Genomic DNA, 19,896 nt, shown 5'->3' on the forward strand with positions numbered 1-19,896 from the left:
TCATCCCTTGATATACGGCTTGCCCGCGGCGGCGGGGCCCCGCGACTGTCCGACGAAGCCCGCGACCGCGAGGATCGTCACGACGTACGGAAGCATCTGCATGAACTGGCCGGGGATCGGCGATCCCAGCACGGTGAGCAGGTTCTGGAGGTTGGTGGCGAAGCCGAACAGCAGCGCCGCGAGCGCCGCGCGGATCGGGTCCCACCGGCCGAAGATGACGGCCGCGAGCGCGATGAAGCCGAGGCCGTCGGTCATGTCCTCGCCGAACTGCGGCACCGACACGAGCGTGAAGTACGCGCCGCCGGCACCGGCGATGACGCCCGCGAGGCTGACGTTCCAGAACCGCGTCGCGTTGACCTTGATGCCGACGGTGTCGGCGGCCTGCGGGTGCTCGCCGACGGCGCGCAGGCGCAGTCCCCAGCGCGTGCGGTACAGGCCCCACGCGACGAGGGCGACCGTGATGAACATCAGGTACACGATGAACGGCTGGTTGAAAAGCACCGGCCCGAGCACGGGGATCTCCACCAGACCGGGGATCGGCAGGCGCGGGAACGTCGCGGGGCGGTTCAGCAGCTCCTCGTTGGGCACCAGCAGGATGCCGTAGAGGAAGCCGGTCAGGCCCATCACGAGGACGTTCAGCACCACGCCGACGATGACCTGCTCGACAAGGTACTTGATCGCGAACACCGCGAGCACCAGCGAGACGAGCACACCGCCGATCATGGCGCCGACGAGTCCCACGTACGGGTTGCCGGTGAGGCTGCCGAGCACCGCGGCACTGAACGCGCCGAGCAGCAGCTGACCCTCGATCGCGACGTTGACGACGCCCACGCGCTCGCCGATCACGCCGCCCATGGCGCCGAACACGATCGGCACCGAGATCGAGAGCGCACCCGCCAGCAGGCTCACGACGGGCACGAGCCCGCCCGCGCCAGCCCAGGTGAGGAACGCGAACAGCGCGAGCACGCCGAAGGCGAGCGCGACCCAGACGCCGGGCGTCCGGTAGCGCCACGCCTGCACGGACGCGTACGCCGTGAGCGCGACCAGGAGCACCACGACGACCCAGACCGTCGGCCCGGCGGGAACGCTTACGTCGCCGAGGGCGAGCAGCGCCTCGCCGCCGCTCAGGCGGAAGGTGGTCACGCCGTCGCGTGCGCCGAACAGGAACAACGCGGCGAGCAGGATCGTCGCGATGCCGAGGGTGACGGGCACCTTCGGATGCCGCACGCGCACCACGGCGGGAGCGGCGCTCTCGGGGATCGTGGTCACGGCACTCACTGGGCCACCGCCTTCCGCAGGGCCTTGGCTCGCGCCTTGGCGCTCTTCTCCGCGTCGCCCTTGGGCAGGAAGAAGATCGTCCGCACCAGCGGAGGCGCGGCGACGAACAGCACAACGAGCGCCTGCACGACGAGCACGAAGTCGACCGGGATGCCGGCCGCCTGCATCTGGTAGGCGCCCGCCTTCAGCGCGCCGAACAGCAGGCCCGCCGCGAACGTGCCCCACGCGCGGCTGCGGCCGAGCAGCGCGACGGTGATCGCGTCGAAGCCGAAGCCCGCGTCGATGTGCTGGTTGAAGCCGCTCGTCACGGCGCCCTGCACCTGGTTCATGCCGGCGAGACCGGCGAGGCCGCCGGCGAACAGCATCGCGTAGATGTAGATGCGCGGCACGGAGATGCCCGCCGCGCGCGCAGCGTGCGGGTTCTCACCCACTGCCCGCATCCGCAGGCCGAGGCTCGAGTGCTCGAGCAGCCACCACACGAACACGGTCGCGAGGATGACGAACAGGAAGCCGAGGTCGAGGTTGGGGAAGGCCGGCCCGAGGTCGGGGAAGACGGCGCCGGACGGAGTGGGGTTCGAGATCGGCTGCGTGGTGCCGGCCTTCTGCAGCACTCCCTGCGTGCTGACCATCCACTCGACGAACAGCACGCCGACGTAGTTGAGCATGATCGTGAGGATTACTTCGTGTGCACCGGTGCGCGCCTTGAGCACTCCCGCGATGCCGGCCCAGATCGCGCCGCCGATGATGCCGCCGAGCAGCGTGATGGGAAGCTGCAGCGCGAGCGGCAGGTCGAGGCGGAACGTCATCAGCGCGGTGAACGCGACGCCGAAGACGATCTGGCCCTGGGCGCCGATGTTGAACAGGCCGACGCGGAACGCGACCGCGACGCCGAGCCCGGCGGCGATCAGCGGGGCGGCGGCGCCCAGCGAGTTCGTGAGCGAGCGGATGCCGCCGACGAAGTCGTCCGCGCGGGTGTTGAAGATCGCGCCGCGGAACAGCGCCTCGTAGCCGCCGGCGACGGCGGACCAGATCGCGGCGAGCGTGTCACCGGGCCGCGCGAAGAAGTACCCGGCCGACTCGGCCACGTCCTCGTCCGTCACCGCGATGAGGATGCCGCCGACGACGAACGCCGCGACGAGCGCGAGCACCGTCGTGACGACGCTGCCGCGCAGGATCTCGCGGAGGACCGTGTTCGACCTCGGCGCCTCGGCCGCGGTGTGGGGCTGTGGCGCCTGGGGCGCCGGAAGGGTCTCGCTCACTTCGACTCGCTCCGCTCGCGCAGTGCGTCGCCTGCGGCGTTCTCGTTCTCCTGTGCGCCGGCCATCATCAGGCCGAGCGTGTCGCGCGGTGTGTCTGCCGGGACGATGCCGACGATCCTGCCCCGGTACATCACCGCGATCCGATCGGCGAGCGCCGTGACCTCGTCGAGCTCGGTCGACACCACGATCACCGCCACTCCCGCGTCGCGCGCGGCGACGATCCGGGAGTGGATGAACTCGATGGATCCGACGTCGACGCCGCGGGTGGGCTGGGAGGCGAGCAGCAGACTCAGCTCGCGGCTCATCTCGCGAGCGACGACCACCTTCTGCTGGTTTCCTCCGGACAGCGTGCCCGCGGGGGTCAGCGGTCCCTGGGCGCGGATGTCGAACTCCTCGATCCGATCGCGCGCGAATCCTTCGAGCGCGCGGCGCATCAGTGTGCCGGCCCTGACGAACTCCGGCGACGACGAGCGGTCGAGCACGAGGTTCTCGGCGATCGACATGCCGCCGACGAGGCCGTCGACCTTGCGGTCCTCGGGGACGAAGCCGACGCCCGCGTCGAGGATGTCCTTGACCCCCTCGCCGACGAGCTGGCGGCCGTCGAGCGTGATCGATCCGGTCACGTGGGACTGGAGCCCCATGAGGGCCTCGGTGAGCTCGGTCTGGCCGTTCCCCTGCACGCCGGCGATCGCGAGGATCTCCCCTGGCCGCACGTCGAAGCTCACGTCGTCGACGACCACCGCGCCGGAGGCGGTGCGCACGTGCAGATCGCGCACCTCGAGCCCGCCCTCGCCGGGCGAGGCGGGGCCCTTGTGCACCGTGAGCTCGACCGCGCGGCCGACCATGAGGGCTGCGAGCTCGGCGTTCGTCGACTGCGGGGACGCCTCGCCGACGACCGTGCCGCGGCGGATGACGGTGATGCGGTCGGCGACCTCGCGCACCTCGCGCAGCTTGTGGGTGATGAAGACGATGCCCGTGCCGCCGTCGCGCAGCTGGCGCATCATCGCCATCAGCTCGTCCGTCTCCTGCGGCGTCAGCACGGCCGTCGGCTCGTCGAACACAAGCACCTCGGCGTCGCGCGCGAGCGCCTTGATGATCTCGACGCGCTGCTGCACGCCGACCGGCAGATCCTCGACGAGCGCATCCGGGTCGACGTCGAAGCCGAAGCGGTCGGCGATCTCGCGCACGCGTGCACGCGCGGCGTCGAGGTCGAGCCGGCCGAGGCGCGTCGACTCGTGACCGAGCGCGACGTTCTCGGCGACGGTGAAGACCGGCACCAGCATGAAGTGCTGGTGCACCATGCCGATGCCGGCGGCCATCGCGTCGCCGGGGCCGCGGAAGCGCTGCGGCTGGTCGTCGAGGAGGATCTCGCCTTCGTCGGCCTGATAGAGGCCGTACAGGACGTTCATCAGCGTCGACTTGCCGGCGCCGTTCTCGCCGAGAAGCGCGTGGATCTCACCCGGTTCGACGGTCAGGTCGATGTGGTCGTTTGCGACGAGGCTGCCGAATCGCTTGGTGATTCCGCGGAGCTCGAGCTTCATGATGGGCACCCTACCGTGCGGGTCTGGACGGGAAACGGAAGCAGGCACAGCACGAGGGCGACCGGACCGTGGCGGCCCGATCGCCCTCGTCGCACCTGCGGATTACGGGGAGTTCGGCGACTCGACGGTGATCTCGCCGGCGACGATCTGCTCCTGCAGCGCGGCGATCTCGTCGAGCGTGCCCTCGGGCAGCTCGGCCTCGAAGTCGTGGAAGCTCGAGAGCGCGACGCCCTCGTTCTCCAGCGTGCCGACGTACGGCGTGACGTCGAACTCGCCACCGGCGGCGGCGACGGTGGTGTCGAACACCGCCTGGTCGATCGCCTTCAGGATCGACACGAGCGTCAGGTCGGCGAGCTCCGGGTCCTTGACGGCGAGGTCGCTGTCGACGCCGAGGAGCTTGACGTCCGCTCCACCGTCGCGGATCGCGGCCGCGGCGCTGGTGTAGATCGGGCCGCCGACGGGAAGGATCACGTCGACACCCTGGTCGAGGATGCCCTGCGCGGTCTGGCGAGCGACGTCGTTGGCCTCGAAGCCGCCCGTGAACGAGCCCTTCTGCGCCTCGACGTCCCAGCCGACGACGCCGACCTCGGCGCCCTTGTCCTCGTTGTACTTCTCGACGCCCAGCTGGAAGCCGTCCATGAAGACCTTCACCGAGGGGATCTCGCCGCCGCCGAAGGTGCCGACCTTGTTGCCGCCGGCCTGCGCCGACCAGGCCGCCGCGGCGTAGCCGCCGAGGTAGGCGGCCTCCGCCGTGTTGAAGACGAGGGGCTTGATGTTCGGCGCGTCCGTCTCGCCGTCGAACTCGAGGTCGGCGTAGTCGTCGATGATCGCGTACTCGACGTCGGGGTTGGCGAGGGCCGACTCGACCGTGGCGGCAGCGAGGTTGAAGCCGACCGAGATGATCAGGCTGCAGCCGTTCGAGACGAGCGTCTCGAGGTTCGGCGCGTAGTCGTTCGCGGTCGTCGACTCCATCTCCTGGGCCTCGATGCGCAGCTCCTCGGCGGCGCGGTCCATGCCCTCCTTGGCGGACTGGTTGAACGAGCGGTCGTTCCAGCCGCCCTCGTCCGAGATGAGGCAGGGGATGAAGTCGTCGGCGGGCTCGGGTGCACCCGAGCCGCTGCCGGCGGGCTCCTCCTCCGGGGCGGTGCCGCAGCCGGCGAGAAGGATCGCCGACGAGACGATCGCGAGACCGGCGAGCGCGGCCTTCCGGGTGGTCCTGATCACACTGTCCTCCATGAAAGAGCTTCGGCCCGGCGTTGAGCGGGGCGTGCGCGACCCCGTTAGGGTGCGGGGCGATACGCACACGGTACAGAACGACAACCGCGCATATTGCACGGAGGGCACCGCTGAAACGCGATAGTTACAAACCCGTCTCAGAGGGATGCCATCCGCCTCGCAGGACGGAAGTCCGCCGCGGGCTCAGAGCACGCGGTCGTCGCCGCGCGACTGCAGAGTGCCGACCACGCTCTTCACACGCTGCGCGTGCTCGCTGGTGGTGACGAGCAGCGCGTCCTCGGTGTCGACGACGATGAGTCCCTGCACGCCGACCACGGCGATCACGCGGTTGGTCTGCGAGACGACGAGCCCCGTGGACTCGTCGGCGAGCACCATCTCGTTCCGGCCGAGGATCGACATGCGATCCGGACGCCCGCCGGAGATCAGCTTGGCGAGGCTCGCGAAGTCGCCGACGTCGTCCCAGTCGAAGTGGCCGGGCACAACGGCGAGGCGGCCCTTCTCGGCCGCGGGCTCGGCGACGGCGTAGTCGATCGCGATCTTCTTGAGCCCCGGCCAGATCCGGTCGGTGACCTCGGCGCGGCGGTCGGTGTCCCACGCCTCGGCGATCTCGAGGAGCCCGGCATGCAGCTCCGGCTCGTTCGCCGCGAGCTCGGCGAGCAGCACGTCGGCACGGGATATGAACATGCCGGCGTTCCAGAGGAAGTTGCGATCGGCGTAGTACTTGCGGGCCGTGTCGAGGTCGGGCTTCTCGACGAACTGCTCGACGATCGCCGCCATCGGGGCGCCCTCGACGTCGATCTCGTCGCCCTTCTGGATGTAGCCGAACCCGACCGACGGCTCCGTCGGCGCGATGCCGATGGTCGAGATGTAGCCGGCCCGCGCCAGCGCCACCGACTGCCGCACCGCGAACTCGAACGCGCGCTGGCGGGAGATGTGGTGGTCGGCCGCGAAGGATCCGATGATCACGTCCGGCTCGCGTCGCTGCAGGATTGCCGCCGCCAGCCCGATCGCCGCGGCCGACTCGCGCGGCGACGACTCGATGAAGACGTTGCCCTCGGGGATGTCGGGCAGCTCGTCCTCGACGCGATGCTCGTGCGCCTTGCCGGTGACGACGGCGATCCGGTTCGGTCCGGTCAGCGGCAGCAGGCGATCCCACGTGTTGCGCAGCAGCGAGACGCCCGACCCCGTGAGGTCGTGAAGGAACTTCGGCGCCTCGGCACGGGACAGCGGCCAGAGCCGGGAGCCGACGCCTCCCGCGGGGATCACTGCGTAGAAGTCCTCGATCGGCTCAGCCATGACAGCGAGGTTATCTTCTCCGGGCGTCGCGCATGGTCCCCTCGACAGGGGCGACGGTTTTATCTCGACGTCGAGATAGTTAGGTTCGCCTTCATCGCGGCGTTCGCCGAGGGCGAAGTAGAGTTGGTGGGCCCACGGACGCTCCGCGTGCCATCCGGGCGAGAGACCTCGCAACGACAGGGAGGAACGACGTGTCCGCTCCTACGCGCACGACATTGTCGGTCAAGGAGACCACTTCGAAAGTCCCCCGAGGAACCCTTTACCGGGGTCGCGAGGGAATGTGGTCGTGGGTCCTGCACCGCATCACCGGTGTGGCGATCTTCTTCTTCCTCCTTGTGCACGTGCTCGACACCGGCCTCATCCGCATGGCCCCCGAGGCGTACGACGCCGTGATCGGCACGTACAAGAACCCGATCATGGGCCTCGGCGAGATCGCACTGGTCGGCGCGATCCTGTTCCACGCCTTCAACGGGCTGCGGATCATCCTCGTCGACTTCTGGGCGAAGGGCGCGATGTACCAGCGCCAGCTCTTCTGGGGAGTCATCGCGATCTGGGTCGTGCTGATGGCCGGCTTCGTGCCGCGTCAGCTGATCAACACGTTCTCGCACATCGGAGGGGGACACTGATGACCGCCGACACGCTCGCCGCGCCGCGCGCGCCGCACCGGGCTCCCCGCAAGGGCGTCAACCTCGAGAAGTGGGGCTGGATCTACATGCGCGTCTCCGGCGTGCTGCTGGTCGTGCTCATCCTGACCCACCTCATGGTGAACCTCGTCCTCCCGGAGAACGGCGTGCACGCGCTCAACTTCGCGTTCGTGACGGGCAAGTTCTCCACGCCGTTCTGGCAGTGGTGGGACGTGCTCATGCTCTGGCTGGCGCTCATCCACGGCGGCAACGGAATGCGCACGATCATCAACGACTACGTGCACAACCAGAAGGTGCGCACGACGCTGGTGGCCGTCGTCTGGATCGTCGTGGCCTTCATGGTGCTCGGTGGCACGTGGGTCGTCTTCTCGTTCGACCCGTGCTTCGACGGCCTGGGCAACCCGTTCCAGCACGAGGCGGGCAGCATGCTCGCCGAGATGTGCGCCGCTCAGTAACCGTCGTCCGACGAAGAGATCCAGGAATATGACGATCCAGACCAGCGAGTCCGTCGTGCGCGACGGCGTCCACTACCACCAGTTCGACATCGTGATCGTCGGCGCCGGCGGCGCCGGCATGCGCGCGGCGATCGAGGCGGGCCCCGGCGCGAAGACCGCGGTGATCACGAAGCTCTACCCGACCCGCTCGCACACGGGCGCGGCGCAGGGCGGCATGGCCGCGGCGCTCGCGAACGTCGAGGAGGACTCCTGGGAGTGGCACACCTTCGACACCGTCAAGGGCGGCGACTACCTCGTCGACCAGGACGCGGCGGAGATCCTGGCGAAGGAGGCCATCGAGGCCGTCATCGACCTCGAGAACATGGGCCTTCCGTTCAACCGCACCCCGGACGGCAAGATCGACCAGCGCCGCTTCGGCGGGCACACCGCCGAGCACGGCAAGACGCCCGTGCGCCGCGCCTGCTACGCCGCGGACCGCACCGGCCACATGATCCTGCAGACGCTGTTCCAGAACTGCGTCAAGCTCGGCATCAACTTCTTCAACGAGTTCTACGCGCTCGACCTGATCACCGTGAAGGACGCCGACGGCAAGACGCAGATCGCCGGCGTCGTCGCCTACGAGCTGGCCACCGGTGAGCTCCACGTCTTCCACTCGAAGGCCGTCATCTTCGCGACCGGCGGCTTCGGCAAGATCTTCAAGACCACCTCGAACGCGCACACGCTCACGGGCGACGGCGTCGGCATCGTGTGGCGCAAGGGCCTGCCGCTCGAGGACGTGGAGTTCTTCCAGTTCCACCCGACGGGCCTCGCCGGGCTCGGCATCCTGCTCACGGAGGGCGCCCGAGGCGAGGGCGCCATCCTGCGCAACGCGTCAGGTGAGCGCTTCATGGAGCGCTACGCCCCCACCATCAAGGACCTCGCACCCCGCGACATCGTCGCCCGCTGCATGGTGCAGGAGGTCCGCGAGGGTCGCGGCGCCGGCCCGAACAAGGACTACGTGCTTCTCGACTGCACGCACCTGGGCGCCGAGGTGCTCGAGACGAAGCTCCCCGACATCACCGAGTTCGCGCGCACCTACCTCGGCATCGACCCCGTGGTCGAGCCGGTGCCCGTGATGCCGACCGCGCACTACGCGATGGGCGGCATCCCGACCAACAACGCCGGCGAGGTGCTCAGCGACAACGACACCGTGGTCCCGGGCCTCTACGCCGCCGGCGAGTGCGCCTGCGTCTCGGTGCACGGCGCCAACCGCCTCGGCACCAACTCGCTGCTCGACATCAACGTCTTCGGCAAGCGCTCCGGCCGCAACGCGGTGGAGTACGTCAAGACCGCCGACTTCGTGCCGCTCCCGGAGGACCCGGCCGCCGGCGTCCGCGAGATGATCGAGGGCATCCGCAACTCGCAGGGCACCGAGCGCATCGCCGACATCCGCAAGAAGCTGCAGGACGAGATGGACGACAAGGCGCAGGTGTTCCGCACCGAGGAGAGCCTGACGGACGTGCTCGGCACGATCGCCGAGCTGCGCGACCGGTACCGCAACATCTACGTCGACGACAAGGGCAAGCGGTACAACACCGACCTGCTCGAGGCCGTCGAGCTGGGCTTCCTGCTCGACATCGCGGAGATCGTCGCCTACGCCGCGCGCAACCGCCGCGAGAGCCGCGGCGGCCACATGCGCGAGGACTACCAGACGCGCGACGACGAGAACTACATGCAGCACACGATGGCGTACCTCACGGGCGACCCGCACTCGTCCGACCCCGAGGACCACATCAAGCTCGATTGGAAGCCCGTCGTGTTCACCAAGAACGACAAGGGCGAGTTGAACTACCCGCCGCTGGAGAGGAAGTACTGATGGCCGCCACCGCCGTCGTCGCCGAGACCACCGAGACCGCCCCCGCCGAGTCCGCCGACCCGGCGATCCAGTCGTACCTCGTCACCTTCATCATCCGGCGCTTCGACCCGGAGAAGGACAGCGAGCCGCGCTGGGTCGACTACGACGTCGAGATGTACTCGACCGACCGCGTGCTCGACGCCCTCCACCGCATCAAGTGGGACCAGGACGGATCGCTCGCGTTCCGCCGCTCGTGCGCCCACGGCATCTGCGGGTCGGACGCCATGCGCATCAACGGCCGCAACCGCCTCGCCTGCAAGACGCTGATCAAGGACCTCGACATCTCGAAGCCGATCTACGTCGAGGCGATCAAGGGCCTGCCGCTCGAGAAGGACCTCATCGTCGACATGGACCCGTTCTTCGACGCCTACCGCGAGGTGCAGCCCTTCCTGCAGGCGTCGTCGAAGCCCGAGAAGGGCAAGGAGCGCCTGCAGACGGTCGCCGACCGCGCGATCTTCGACGACACCACGAAGTGCATCCTGTGCGCCGCGTGCACCTCGTCGTGCCCCGTGTTCTGGACCGACGGGCAGTACTTCGGCCCCGCCGCGATCGTGAACGCGCACCGCTTCATCTTCGACTCGCGTGACGACGCGGGCGACGCGCGCCTCGAGATCCTCAACGACAAGGAGGGCGTCTGGCGCTGCCGCACGACCTTCAACTGCACCGAGGCCTGCCCCCGCGGCATCGAGATCACGAAGGCCATCGCCGACGTGAAGCAGGCAGTGATGCGCGGCACCGAGAGCCAGAAGAAGTCGCTCAAGCTGCTGCACGCCTGACGCCTCCTCGCTCGTCAAGGGCCCGTGGCTGATGCCACGGGCCCTTTCGCATGCCCGGGCTGGTGTCTCTCCGGATCTCGCGGTACAGTTTCTGCAGAGCAGATTTCGTTTCTGCAGATGACCGTGAAGGATTGGCGATGACGACAAGCCCCACCATCTACGACGAGGTGCGCAACGGCATGCTGCCCGCGCACATCTACAACGATGCCGAGATCTTCGAACGCGAACGCAGGAACCTCTTCAGCCGCGCGTGGCTGTTCGTCGGCCACGAGTCGGAGATTCCCCAGCCGGGCGATTACGTCGTCCGCAAGGTGCTGGACGACTCGTTCATCGTGGTGCGAGACGAGAAGGGCGAGATCCGCGCCCACTTCAACATGTGTCTGCACCGCGGCATGCAGGTGTGCCGTGCGGAGATGGGCAACGCCTCGCACTTCCGCTGCCCTTATCACGGCTGGTCCTACCGCAACGACGGCCGGATCGTGGGACTGCCGTTCCATCAGGAGGCGTACGGCGGCGAAGAGGGCTTCAGCCGCAAGGGGGCCCGCCTCCTTCCGGCGCCGAACCTCGACACGTACAACGGGTTGATCTTCATCAGCATGGATCCGGACGCACCGAGTCTCCCCGACTACCTCGGCGACTTCGCGTTCTTCCTCGACTTCTACACGAAGCAGTCCGCCGCGGGCATCGAGCTGCGGGGCCCGCAACGCTGGCGCGTGAACGCCAACTGGAAGATCGGCGCCGAGAACTTCGCGGGCGACATGTACCACACGCCCCAGACGCACACGTCCGTCGTGGAGATCGGCCTGTTCCGCGAGCCGAAGGCCGAGAAGCGCAAGGACGGCAACACGTACTGGGCCGGAAACGGCGGCGGCACCACCTACAAACTGCCGCCGGGGACGCTCGAGGAGCGGCTGCGCTACGTCGGATATCCCGACGACATGATCGAGCGGATGAAGCAGACCTGGTCGCAGGAGCAGCTCGATGTGATCGGCGACAACGGATTCATGATCTCGGCCGCATCCGTCTTCCCGAACATGAGCCTGGTGCACAACTGGCCCAAGGTGGAGGACGGCGACGATGTGCTCCCCTTCATCTCGCTGCGCACCTGGGTGCCGATCAGCGAGTGCGAGACCGAGGTCTACTCGTGGTTCGCGGTCGCGGCCGATGCGCCCGAGGAGTTCAAGGAGCTCAGCTACAAGGCGTACCTCATGTGCTTCGGCTCGACCGGCATGTTCGAGCAGGACGACGTCGAGAACTGGGTGTCGCTGACGAACACCGCCAAGGGCGCGATGGCGAGGCGCCTGCTGCTGAACAGCCGCATGGGCATGATGAAGGACGGCAGCCCCGTCGTGGAGCCGCTCGGCGACGACGAGTGGGCGGGGCCCGGCGTCGCGCACGTCGGATACGGCGAGTACAACCAGCGCCACCTGCTCGAGCGCTGGGCCGACTACGTGGAGGCGGATGCGCCGGAGCCGCAGCGGCCGATCGGACTGGGCGGGGTGCGACTGACGCCCTCGGCGGCGGTCGCCGCCGCGACGGGCGACTGCGCGACCGGTGATTCCTGCGACGCGGGCACCGCGGCCGGCGACGGCGCGGTGGACACGGAAGGAGTGACGGCATGACGTTCGTCGGAGCGGAGCTGTCCGCGGAGTCCGTGCTGAATCGGGGCGCGACGCAGGCCCGCAAGGTCGGACCGTCGCTGTCCTTCGGGGACGCGCGGCACCTCGAGCTGTCGCGCTGGCTGGTCGAGGAGGCGTACACGCTCGACGACCAGCGGTACGAGGACTGGCTCGCCACCATCGCGGACGATGTGCACTACCTCATGCCCGTGCGGGTCACGACCGCCCTCGGCGCGGGCTACACGACCTCTCCGGGCATGGCGCACTGGGACGAGAACAAGTACTCCCTGAGTCGCCGCGTAGCGCGGTTTCTCACCGAGCACGCGTGGACCGAGGATCCCCCGTCCCGCCTGCGGCACTACGTCACCAACGTGCGCACGTTCGAGACCGACGTGGAGGGCGAGCTCATCGTCGACTCCGCCGTGCTGCTGTTCCGCAGCCGCAGCGACACGAATCCCGCGTCGATCCTGTCCGCGCAGCGCGAGGACGTCCTGCGGTGCACGGAGGACGGCTACGTGCTGGCGCGACGTGTGATCATGATCGACGAGTCGGTGCTGCGCACCCAGAACCTGGCGATCTTCCTATGACTCTCGAATGGGAAGGCGAGGACATCGATCGCGCCGCCGCGCACCGCGCGTACGAGGCGCATCAGCGGCTCGTCGAGCGCACGATCGGCGTGCCGCTGACGATCGCAAACGAATTCAGCGAGATCCGTGTATCGCACGTGGAGACCCGAAACGGTGCGCGCCTGCTGATCGAGTCGCCGAAGTCGGGCCAGTGGATCGCCCTCGACCCGCTCGAGCTCGAAGCGCTCACGTGGCAGACGACGCAGACCTTCTCGGCGATGATCGCGTCGCCGTACGAGCCCATGTTCCCGGAGCCGGCACAGTCGCCGGCGGAGGGAGAGGTGATGAGATGACCGCCATTGTGAAGGCCGACCACGGCGCCTGCCAGGGCTACGCGAACTGCGTGGTCGGCGCCTCGGACTACTTCGACATCGACGACGACGGCGTGGTCGTGCTGCTGCAGACGGACGTCCCGGACGCGGAGCTGACGCGCGTCGAGGAGGCGGCCCGCAGCTGCCCGGTGTCGGCGCTGAAGGTGATCCGGGGATGACCAGGATCGTCATCGTCGGCGCCTCGGTCGGCGGTGTGAAGACGGCGCAGGGTCTGCGCTCCGGAGGATTCGACGGCGAGATCGTCGTGGTCGAGAAGGAGGACGTCGCGCACCCGTACGACAAGCCGCCCCTGTCGAAGGCCTACCTCACATCGCCGGACGACCTCGGCGCGATCCGGCTGATCGATCAGGAAGACCTCGCCGCGATCGACGCGTCCTGGCGCTTCGGCGTCGCCGCGACGGGGCTCGACCCTGCGGCGAAGGAGCTGCTGCTCGAGGACGGCGAGCGGCTGGCGTACGACGCACTGGTGATCGCAACCGGATCCCGCGCGCGCACGTCACCGTGGGGCGAGGGGCCGGGCATCCATGTGCTGCGCACGACCGCCGACGCACACGCGCTGCGTTCCGCGCTGCAGCCGGGCCGTCGTCTCGTGATCGTGGGCGGCGGGTTCATCGGCGCGGAGGTCGCGGCGACCGCACGCAAGGCCGGCGTCGACGTGACGATCGTCGATCCGCTGCCCGCGCCGATGTCCCGCGTGCTCAACGAGGACGTCGGGCGGATCTTCCTCGACAAGCACGCCGCCGAGGGGGTCCGGACGCGTTTTGGGACGGGCGTCGACGGTGTCGAGCGCGTCGGCCGGGAGCTCGGGGTCCGCCTCTCAGATGGCGAGCGGATCACCGCTGACGCGCTGCTCGTGGGCATCGGCGCCGTCGTCAACACCGAGTGGCTCGAGGGATCCGGGCTCGTTGTCGACAACGGCATCGTCACGGACGGCCGGCTCCGCGCGATCGGCGCCGCGGACGTGTTCGTCGTCGGCGATGTCTGCCGCTGGCAGCATGAGGACGGGTCGGGCTCGACCCGCCTGGAGCACTGGACGAGCGCCGCGGATCAGGCGCGTCTCGTCGCGCACAACCTGCTCTCCCCGGCGGAGGCGCGCGCGTATGTGCCGGTCGAGTACGTCTGGAGCGACCAGTACGACTGGAAGATTCAGGTGGTTGGCCGCACGGGCTCCGCCGAATCGCAGCTGATCGGCGACCCCGCGCACGATCGCTTCGCCGTCGTGTACTCCGACGGCGCGCGCGTGACGGGCGCCGTCATCGTGAACTGGCCGCGCGCGCTCATCGCCGCCCGCCGCGCGGTGGCCGATCGAGGCGACGCGGATGCGCTCGTGACGATGCTGACGGAGATCACCGCCAAGGCGCCGGCGCCCGTCGTCTCCTGAACGGATCGGCTGCGCGTCGCGCACTCCTCAGAGCGCCGTGATGGCGCTCTCGTCGATCGCCGACGCGAGCCGCTCGCCGAGGCGGGCGCGCGTGGTGTCGTCCATGCGGCTTGCGGGGACGGAGACGTTGATCGCGAGCCGCATCGGCAGGGCACCGGCGGGGAACGCGGCCGCGACCGAGCACACGCCGTGCTCGCTCTCCTCGTCACCCACGGCGTACCCGCGGCGGCGGACCTCTTCCAAGGCGCGCTCCAGCTCGGGGAGCCGTCGGATCGACTTCTCCGTCAGCGTCTCGAGCTCCTCACCGGGGAACGTCCTGTGCAGCTCGTCGGCCGACAGCGACGCGAGCATCGACTTCCCGGACGACGTGCAGTTGGCGGGCATGGTCCGCCCGAGGCGCGACGCCACCCGCACGGCCTGGGGGCTCTCGATGGCGTCGATGAAGCGCACCTGCGCGCCGTCGAGCGTCGCGAGGTGCACCGTCTCGCGGAACTCCTCGTTCAGCCGACGCAGCAGCGGGCGCACGGCCTCGCGCACGTCGAACCGCTGCAGGATCGCGAACGACACGCTCGAGAGCGCCCCGCCGGCCCGATAGGTCTTCGACGCCGCATCCTGGCGGACGAACCCGCGATACTGCAGCATCGCGAGCAGCCGGTGCGCGGTCGACGATGCGACACCGAGTGCCTCCGCCACCTCGGTCAGCCGCAGCTCGGGCCGCGCGCCGAGGAGATGGATGATCTTGAGTGCGTTGTCGACCGACTCGATCGGGTACTGCGGCGCGGGGCCGCTCGCCGGGAGGTCGACCGTACCGCTCTTCTTCATGACAGAAATCCTATGCGCGGCGCGGAGAGTCGCGGCCGGGCGTTCCGGACACTCGGCGCGGCGCGGTGGCTCATTCCGTGCGGACGACGCCCCGCAGCCGGGCGAGCTCATGCCGCCAGGCCGTGGCCGTGTTGAAACCGGTGCCGAGGTCCGGCAGCTCGGCCATGTCCGTCTCGGGAAGATCGACGATCTCTCCTCCCGCCGACGCGACAACGAGCGACAGACCCGCCAGGATGTCGACGCTGATCGCCTGCAGCACCGCCTGCTCGACGCCGGCGGCCGCGCTGGTGATGCCGTGCCCGCGCAGCACCACCAGCGGGCGCTCGCCCATCGCGTCCGCCATCTCGGCCGCCAACGTCCGGTTGCGGACGAGGACGCCGCGCGCGTACACGGGCACGCCGCCGGCCGCGAGCCGCGTGCCGGGGATGTCGAACGCGCCGATGAGAGGACGGATCCGGATCCCGGCGAGATCGGCCGCCACGACGCGAGGCGGGTGAGCGTGCACCACTGCCGCCACGGCCGGCCGGCGGCGCAGCACCTCCGCGTGCAGAGGCAGTTCGTTGGGGACCGACCAGCCGTCGAGCTCACCTGGTGCCGCGGCCTCGCCTTCGAAGTCCACGAGCCGGATGTCGTCGGGCGTGGTGTACCCGAGGCCGCGCTCGTGCGGGCCGCGGCACCGCACGAGCATGATGTGCTCGCCCACGCGCAGGCTGATGTGCCCCAGGATGCCATCTGCGAGACCGCGCCCCGCCAGCACACGGCAGGCGTCCGCGATGAGCCGCCGTTCCGCCGCGAAGTCCGCCCGCATCATGCCTTGATCCCCATTCCCCCGTCGGTGTGGATGACATCCCCCGTGATCCCCCGCGCACGGTCGGACGCGAGGAACACGTAGCTCCACGCGTGATCCGCGCCGGACAGCGCGACCTTCAGCGGGACTCGCGCGGCGATGTCGTCCGCGCGGTTCGGGACGTCGCCGAGACTGCGCGCGCCGAGGCCGAGGCTGCCGACGCCGCGCAGATCCGTGCCCACCGTGCCCCCGGGCGCGATGCCGTTCACCCGGATGTCCGGCGCCAGCTCGTGCCCGAGGGCCGTCACGAGCCCGCGCACCGCGAACTTGCTCGGCACGTACAGCACGCCGCCGCGCCCCGGGTAGTACGCGGATGTCGACTCCGTCAGCAGGATCGATCCGCGCGCCTCGCGCAGCGCCGACAGCGCGGCCTTGACGGCGTGGAGTTGGCTCTTCACGTTCACGCGGAACATCTCGTCGAACGAGGCGTCGATCTGATCCGCGTCGATGTCCGAGATCCCGCGATAGAAGTCGAAGATGCCGACGCAGCTGACGAGGACGTCCAGCCCGCCGTACGCGGCCACGGTCGCGGCGACCGCCGCCTCGTTCGCCTCGCGAGTCGTCGCATCCCCCTGCACGGCGGGCACCTCCGGCAGCTCGCTCCGGAGCGCGGCGACCTTCGCCGGGTCCCGCTCCAGGACCGCGACCCGCGCCCCCTCCGCGCGGTACGCGTCGACGACGGCCCTGCCGATCCCCGACCCTGCTCCGACGATCAGCGCGCGCTTCCCCTGGAGCCACCCGACCTCAGACAATGACGCGCTCCAGCGTCTCGGGGGCGAACAGGTCCTCGGCGCGATAGCGCTCGGGCGCGAGCCCCTGCTCATGTGAGTACCGCAGGAAGGTGTCCAGCACGTGGCGATTCGCCTCCAGCCCGTACGGCCACCAGTCGTCGCCGAGTGCCTCGCGTGTGCGCTCCACCTCCGCCCACAGCCAGGGCAGGGCGAACCTCAGCGCCGCGGTCTCGTCGATCCCCGCGAGCCCCACCCGCTTGGAGAGCTCCGCGGCTTTCATCAGCTCCCGCGGCAGCCACCGGTGCTGTTCATAGACGTCGCGGCGCACCACCAGGACGTGCATGATCGGGAAGATCCCGGTGCGCGCGAAGTAGTCCCGCTCCACCGCCTCGGTGTCCGGGAACAGTCGCCGTATGCCGCCATGGCCGGGTGCGTTGTACGGGCCAGGATTGCGCGCGCTGTGGATCGCGTCGATTTCGCCGTCGAGCAGCATCTGCGACAGCGTCCGGCCTTCGGAGATCGGGGTCACGGAGACATCGTCGGGCAGGTCGAGAGCGATCTTCTCGTAACGGCCCGGCTCGTCCAGGCCCCCTGTGCGGTACGACACGGACGAGACAGGCAGCCCGTGGTGCTCCGCGAGGATGCCCCGGATCCAGACGGCGGCCGTGATCTGGTACTCGGGGACTCCGACCGCGCGGCCTGCGAGCTGCGCGGCGTCGGTGATCTCGGAGTCCTCGCGCACGTAGATCGCGCTGTGCCGGAACGCACGCGAAGGGAACACGGGGATCGCGACGAACGGCGCTCCGCGGCTCAGACTCAGCGTGTAGGACGACAGCGACATCTCGGCGATGTCGAACTCGCGGAACCGCGCCATGCGGAAGAACGTCTCCTCCACCGGGAGATCGAGGAAGTTGACCTCCGCGTCCCCGAGCCGAACAGCGCCTCGGCGCAGCAGATCCATGCGGTCGTATGCCTGACAGGCCATCGTGAAGGTCAGGCTCATCCGCGCGCTCCTTCTCCCGGCAGCCGTCGCACGAGGTAGTCCCACACGCTCGCGAGCGCGGCCTCGTGATAGATGTGCCCGCGCTTGGCGAGCGACTCCTCGGCCGCGGACCAGCTGGGCCATCCACCGGCGGCGTGCGTGAGGATCTGCTGCTCGCACGCCCGCTCGAGCAGCACGGCCGTCACGGTGGCCTCTCGGATGTCCCGGCCGACAGCGACGATGCCGTGGTTCACGAGGAACAGCGCCTTCGCCTCGCCCAGCGCCGCCGCCACCGCCGCGCCGAGTTCGCGCGTCAGGATGAGGTCGGCCGTCTGCGTGAAGCGCGGCACGGCGGGCGGAACGAACATGTTCGCGGCGTGGCTCACCGGCCGCAGCTCCTGTCCCGTCGCGGCGAGCGCGACCGCGTGGGGCGGATGCGTGTGCACGACGGCCCCCACGTCCGGACGCGCCGCCATCACCTCGGAGTGGATCGCGCACTCGCTGTGCGGCTGCCCCTCGCCCTCGACGAGGCGGCCGTCGTCGTCCACGAGATGCACGCGCGACGGCGTGATCTCGTCCAGTCCCCACCCCGCGGCCTTGATCCAGATGCCGCGGCCCTCGGGATCCCGCGCCGACGCGTGCCCCCAGACGAGATCCCCGTGCCCGGCTGCGGCGAGCACACGGGAGGACAGCGAGACCTGCTCACGCACTTCGCCCATGGAGTCGTTCCCTCTCTTCGCGATCGTCATGTCGGTGGTCATGCCAGCGACGCCGGGAGGATGAAGGCGAGCCAGGTGAAGACCGGCGCCGTGACGATCATGATCCCGCCCCACAGGAGCATGAATCGGAACAGCTTCGGGCGCTCCTCCTCCGGCGCGGTCGACAGCGTCAGAGCGCCGACCGAGGAGAACGGCATCGCGTCCACCACCGTCGCGGAGATGACGAGCGCGACCAGCACCCACGTGGCATCGATCCCGCCCATGGCGATGAACGGCACCGCGAGAGGCACCAGTACGCCGATCAGCCCGGCACTCGAGCCGAACGCCGATGTCACGGCCCCGATGAGGCACAGCAGGAACGCCGTGAGCAGCGGCGCGCCGATGTCGGCGAGTCCGCCCCCGATCCACTCGACGGTGCCGAAGCGCTGCATGGCTCCCACGAGGGTGGTGATGCCGCAGATCAGGAGGACGACGGACCAGACGATCTTCTTGTCCGCGCCGTCGAAGTAGTTCGCGAAGATCGAGTGCAGCAGGGCCGCTGCCACCAGCGTGACGAAGCCCAGATCGAAGTCGAACACGAGCGCGGCGATCGCGACGCCGATGATGACGATCAGCGTGACCACCTGATCGAGGCGGATCGGGGTCTTCGGGTGCCCGAGCAGCTCCGTGAACCCGCCCTTGGCCGGGCCACCCGCGGACGTCCCACCGGTGACCGCCGCGCCCGTCGCGCCGATCGTCGCGCCGTCCGCAGCGACGAGCACGCGCTCGCTCACCGCGACGCGGTGGGCACGCGCATCGCGCATCAGGGTGCGCCCGCCGAAGACGAAGTAGATGACGACCGCGAGAGCCACGTTGTACCCGAGGTTGCCCAGGAACAGCGCGGTCCCCGACACGTGCAGGCCGTTGTTCTCCGCCGCGTGCTGTGCGATGATCGCGAGCCCGTTGATCGGCGAGAAGTTGCCCGCGCAGGATCCGTGCATGGTCATGAGCGCGGACATCCGCCGGCTGAGCCCGTAGCGCTCGCCGAGCCGAAGGCACAGCGGCGCGAGCATCGCGACCCCGGCCGGGCCCAGGGCGCCCGCCATGGTGGGCAGCGACGAGAAGATGAAGATCAGCCACGGGACAAGTGCCGGACGATCTCCGAACGCACGGGCAGCGCGTTCGACGATCCACTCCAGCGTCCCATTGGTCGAGGCGAGGCCGAACAGGTATGTCACGCCGACGAGCAGCACGAAGATGTCCGCGGGGAAGCCGGCCAGCACCTCCTTCGGATCCTCGCCTGCCATCGTGACGCCGATCGCGAATGTCGCGATCAGAGCGAAGATGCCGATGTTCACGGGGCGCACGGTGCCGAGTACGAACACCAGGACCAGCGCGATGACTCCGACGACGTGAATGCTCACGTTACGTCCTCTCCGCGCACGCCACTGTGCGCGTCTGTGAAGGGAGCGACAACGC

The 19,896-nt window shown here is 69.3% G+C and carries 20 protein-coding genes; 9 read left to right on the top strand and 11 right to left on the bottom strand.

Features of this window, described 5'->3' with window-relative positions; all coding sequences use genetic code 11:
• The 5 genes from ABD161_RS02385 to ABD161_RS02405 all read right to left on the bottom strand — a co-directional run bounded on the left by ABD161_RS02385 (position 1) and on the right by ABD161_RS02405 (position 6,610).
• A complete protein-coding gene (locus ABD161_RS02385) occupies positions 1 to 1,278 on the bottom strand; it encodes an ABC transporter permease (RefSeq protein WP_425560750.1) in 1,278 nt (425 codons plus the stop codon).
• On the bottom strand, positions 1,275 to 2,537 hold the full coding sequence (locus tag ABD161_RS02390; RefSeq protein ID WP_343999354.1) for an ABC transporter permease: 1,263 nt from the start codon (positions 2,535 to 2,537) through the stop codon (positions 1,275 to 1,277). The genes ABD161_RS02385 and ABD161_RS02390 overlap by 4 nt, the downstream gene beginning before the upstream one ends.
• Positions 2,534 to 4,078, bottom strand: a complete 1,545-nt coding sequence (locus ABD161_RS02395; protein ID WP_343999356.1) for an ABC transporter ATP-binding protein — start codon at positions 4,076 to 4,078, stop codon at positions 2,534 to 2,536. Before ABD161_RS02395 ends, ABD161_RS02390 begins: the two co-directional genes overlap by 4 nt.
• A gap of 102 nt (positions 4,079 to 4,180) precedes the next feature.
• Positions 4,181 to 5,314 carry a BMP family lipoprotein gene (locus ABD161_RS02400; protein ID WP_425560751.1) on the bottom strand — a complete coding sequence of 378 codons (1,134 nt, stop codon included), beginning with the start codon at positions 5,312 to 5,314 and terminating at the stop codon, positions 4,181 to 4,183.
• Between the two features lie 183 nt (positions 5,315 to 5,497).
• Positions 5,498 to 6,610: a mannose-1-phosphate guanylyltransferase gene (locus ABD161_RS02405; RefSeq protein ID WP_343999357.1), complete on the bottom strand. Its 1,113-nt coding sequence runs from the start codon at positions 6,608 to 6,610 to the stop codon at positions 5,498 to 5,500.
• A 191-nt stretch (positions 6,611 to 6,801) separates the two neighbouring features.
• On the opposite strand from ABD161_RS02405, the gene sdhC reads away from it, so the two are divergent.
• The 9 genes from sdhC (at position 6,802) to ABD161_RS02450 (ending at position 14,337) form a co-directional block, all read left to right on the top strand.
• Positions 6,802 to 7,236, top strand: a complete 435-nt coding sequence (gene sdhC / locus ABD161_RS02410) for a succinate dehydrogenase, cytochrome b556 subunit (RefSeq protein ID WP_135114188.1) — start codon at positions 6,802 to 6,804, stop codon at positions 7,234 to 7,236.
• Positions 7,236 to 7,709: a succinate dehydrogenase, hydrophobic membrane anchor protein gene (gene sdhD, locus ABD161_RS02415; RefSeq protein WP_135114187.1), complete on the top strand. Its 474-nt coding sequence runs from the start codon at positions 7,236 to 7,238 to the stop codon at positions 7,707 to 7,709. Before sdhC ends, sdhD begins: the two co-directional genes overlap by 1 nt.
• 28 nt (positions 7,710 to 7,737) lie before the next feature.
• A complete protein-coding gene (sdhA, locus tag ABD161_RS02420) occupies positions 7,738 to 9,564 on the top strand; it encodes a succinate dehydrogenase flavoprotein subunit (protein WP_343999359.1) in 1,827 nt (608 codons plus the stop codon).
• The gene (locus ABD161_RS02425; RefSeq protein WP_343999361.1) at positions 9,564 to 10,379 is read left to right on the top strand and encodes a succinate dehydrogenase iron-sulfur subunit; all 816 of its coding nucleotides are present in this window, start codon (positions 9,564 to 9,566) and stop codon (positions 10,377 to 10,379) included. The genes sdhA and ABD161_RS02425 overlap by 1 nt, the downstream gene beginning before the upstream one ends.
• A 137-nt stretch (positions 10,380 to 10,516) precedes the next feature.
• Entirely contained in the window at positions 10,517 to 12,001 is a 1,485-nt protein-coding gene (locus ABD161_RS02430) for an aromatic ring-hydroxylating dioxygenase subunit alpha (protein WP_343999362.1), read from the top strand.
• Positions 11,998 to 12,585 carry a 3-phenylpropionate/cinnamic acid dioxygenase subunit beta gene (locus ABD161_RS02435; protein WP_055990437.1) on the top strand — a complete coding sequence of 196 codons (588 nt, stop codon included), beginning with the start codon at positions 11,998 to 12,000 and terminating at the stop codon, positions 12,583 to 12,585. Before ABD161_RS02430 ends, ABD161_RS02435 begins: the two co-directional genes overlap by 4 nt.
• A complete protein-coding gene (locus tag ABD161_RS02440; RefSeq protein ID WP_343999363.1) occupies positions 12,582 to 12,917 on the top strand; it encodes a hypothetical protein in 336 nt (111 codons plus the stop codon). The genes ABD161_RS02435 and ABD161_RS02440 overlap by 4 nt, the downstream gene beginning before the upstream one ends.
• Positions 12,914 to 13,114 carry a ferredoxin gene (locus tag ABD161_RS02445; protein ID WP_343999364.1) on the top strand — a complete coding sequence of 67 codons (201 nt, stop codon included), beginning with the start codon at positions 12,914 to 12,916 and terminating at the stop codon, positions 13,112 to 13,114. The genes ABD161_RS02440 and ABD161_RS02445 overlap by 4 nt, the downstream gene beginning before the upstream one ends.
• Complete coding sequence (locus tag ABD161_RS02450; RefSeq protein WP_343999367.1) at positions 13,111 to 14,337, top strand: NAD(P)/FAD-dependent oxidoreductase; 1,227 nt, start codon at positions 13,111 to 13,113, stop codon at positions 14,335 to 14,337. The genes ABD161_RS02445 and ABD161_RS02450 overlap by 4 nt, the downstream gene beginning before the upstream one ends.
• Before the next feature lie 27 nt (positions 14,338 to 14,364).
• On the opposite strand, the gene ABD161_RS02455 is transcribed toward ABD161_RS02450, so the two are convergent.
• The 6 genes from ABD161_RS02455 to ABD161_RS02480 all read right to left on the bottom strand — a co-directional run bounded on the left by ABD161_RS02455 (position 14,365) and on the right by ABD161_RS02480 (position 19,841).
• A complete protein-coding gene (locus ABD161_RS02455) occupies positions 14,365 to 15,159 on the bottom strand; it encodes an IclR family transcriptional regulator (RefSeq protein ID WP_055990449.1) in 795 nt (264 codons plus the stop codon).
• Positions 15,160 to 15,229: 70 nt separating this feature from the next.
• Positions 15,230 to 15,970, bottom strand: a complete 741-nt coding sequence (gene phtC, locus ABD161_RS02460) for a 3,4-dihydroxyphthalate decarboxylase (protein WP_230667726.1) — start codon at positions 15,968 to 15,970, stop codon at positions 15,230 to 15,232.
• Positions 15,967 to 16,758, bottom strand: a complete 792-nt coding sequence (hcaB, locus tag ABD161_RS02465) for a 3-(cis-5,6-dihydroxycyclohexa-1,3-dien-1-yl)propanoate dehydrogenase (RefSeq protein WP_055990451.1) — start codon at positions 16,756 to 16,758, stop codon at positions 15,967 to 15,969. The genes phtC and hcaB overlap by 4 nt, the downstream gene beginning before the upstream one ends.
• Positions 16,751 to 17,740 (bottom strand): substrate-binding domain-containing protein, encoded by a 990-nt coding sequence (locus ABD161_RS02470; RefSeq protein ID WP_055990453.1) that lies wholly within the window; start codon positions 17,738 to 17,740, stop codon positions 16,751 to 16,753. The genes hcaB and ABD161_RS02470 overlap by 8 nt, the downstream gene beginning before the upstream one ends.
• Positions 17,737 to 18,438: a class II aldolase/adducin family protein gene (locus ABD161_RS02475; protein ID WP_055990697.1), complete on the bottom strand. Its 702-nt coding sequence runs from the start codon at positions 18,436 to 18,438 to the stop codon at positions 17,737 to 17,739. Before ABD161_RS02475 ends, ABD161_RS02470 begins: the two co-directional genes overlap by 4 nt.
• Positions 18,439 to 18,476: 38 nt before the next feature.
• Positions 18,477 to 19,841, bottom strand: coding sequence for an SLC13 family permease (locus ABD161_RS02480; RefSeq protein ID WP_343999371.1), 1,365 nt, complete (start codon positions 19,839 to 19,841; stop codon positions 18,477 to 18,479).
• Positions 19,842 to 19,896: the final 55 nt, after the last annotated feature.

This window comes from Microbacterium paludicola (assembly GCF_039529675.1).
In the GTDB taxonomy this organism is placed as follows: domain Bacteria; phylum Actinomycetota; class Actinomycetes; order Actinomycetales; family Microbacteriaceae; genus Microbacterium; species Microbacterium paludicola.

Bases quoted from the DNA above. Each gene is read 5' to 3' on its own strand.
- ABD161_RS02395 (WP_343999356.1), bottom strand. From the start codon at position 4,078: ATGAAGCTCGAGCTCCGCGGAATCACCAAGCGATTCGGCAGCCTCGTC.
- ABD161_RS02400 (WP_425560751.1), bottom strand. From the start codon at position 5,314: ATGGAGGACAGTGTGATCAGGACCACCCGGAAGGCCGCGCTCGCCGGT.
- ABD161_RS02405 (WP_343999357.1), bottom strand. From the start codon at position 6,610: ATGGCTGAGCCGATCGAGGACTTCTACGCAGTGATCCCCGCGGGAGGC.
- sdhD (WP_135114187.1), top strand. From the start codon at position 7,236: ATGACCGCCGACACGCTCGCCGCGCCGCGCGCGCCGCACCGGGCTCCC.
- sdhA (WP_343999359.1), top strand. From the start codon at position 7,738: ATGACGATCCAGACCAGCGAGTCCGTCGTGCGCGACGGCGTCCACTAC.
- ABD161_RS02425 (WP_343999361.1), top strand. From the start codon at position 9,564: ATGGCCGCCACCGCCGTCGTCGCCGAGACCACCGAGACCGCCCCCGCC.
- ABD161_RS02430 (WP_343999362.1), top strand. From the start codon at position 10,517: ATGACGACAAGCCCCACCATCTACGACGAGGTGCGCAACGGCATGCTG.
- ABD161_RS02435 (WP_055990437.1), top strand. From the start codon at position 11,998: ATGACGTTCGTCGGAGCGGAGCTGTCCGCGGAGTCCGTGCTGAATCGG.
- ABD161_RS02440 (WP_343999363.1), top strand. From the start codon at position 12,582: ATGACTCTCGAATGGGAAGGCGAGGACATCGATCGCGCCGCCGCGCAC.
- ABD161_RS02445 (WP_343999364.1), top strand. From the start codon at position 12,914: ATGACCGCCATTGTGAAGGCCGACCACGGCGCCTGCCAGGGCTACGCG.
- ABD161_RS02450 (WP_343999367.1), top strand. From the start codon at position 13,111: ATGACCAGGATCGTCATCGTCGGCGCCTCGGTCGGCGGTGTGAAGACG.
- ABD161_RS02455 (WP_055990449.1), bottom strand. From the start codon at position 15,159: ATGAAGAAGAGCGGTACGGTCGACCTCCCGGCGAGCGGCCCCGCGCCG.
- phtC (WP_230667726.1), bottom strand. From the start codon at position 15,970: ATGATGCGGGCGGACTTCGCGGCGGAACGGCGGCTCATCGCGGACGCC.
- ABD161_RS02470 (WP_055990453.1), bottom strand. From the start codon at position 17,740: ATGAGCCTGACCTTCACGATGGCCTGTCAGGCATACGACCGCATGGAT.
- ABD161_RS02475 (WP_055990697.1), bottom strand. From the start codon at position 18,438: ATGGGCGAAGTGCGTGAGCAGGTCTCGCTGTCCTCCCGTGTGCTCGCC.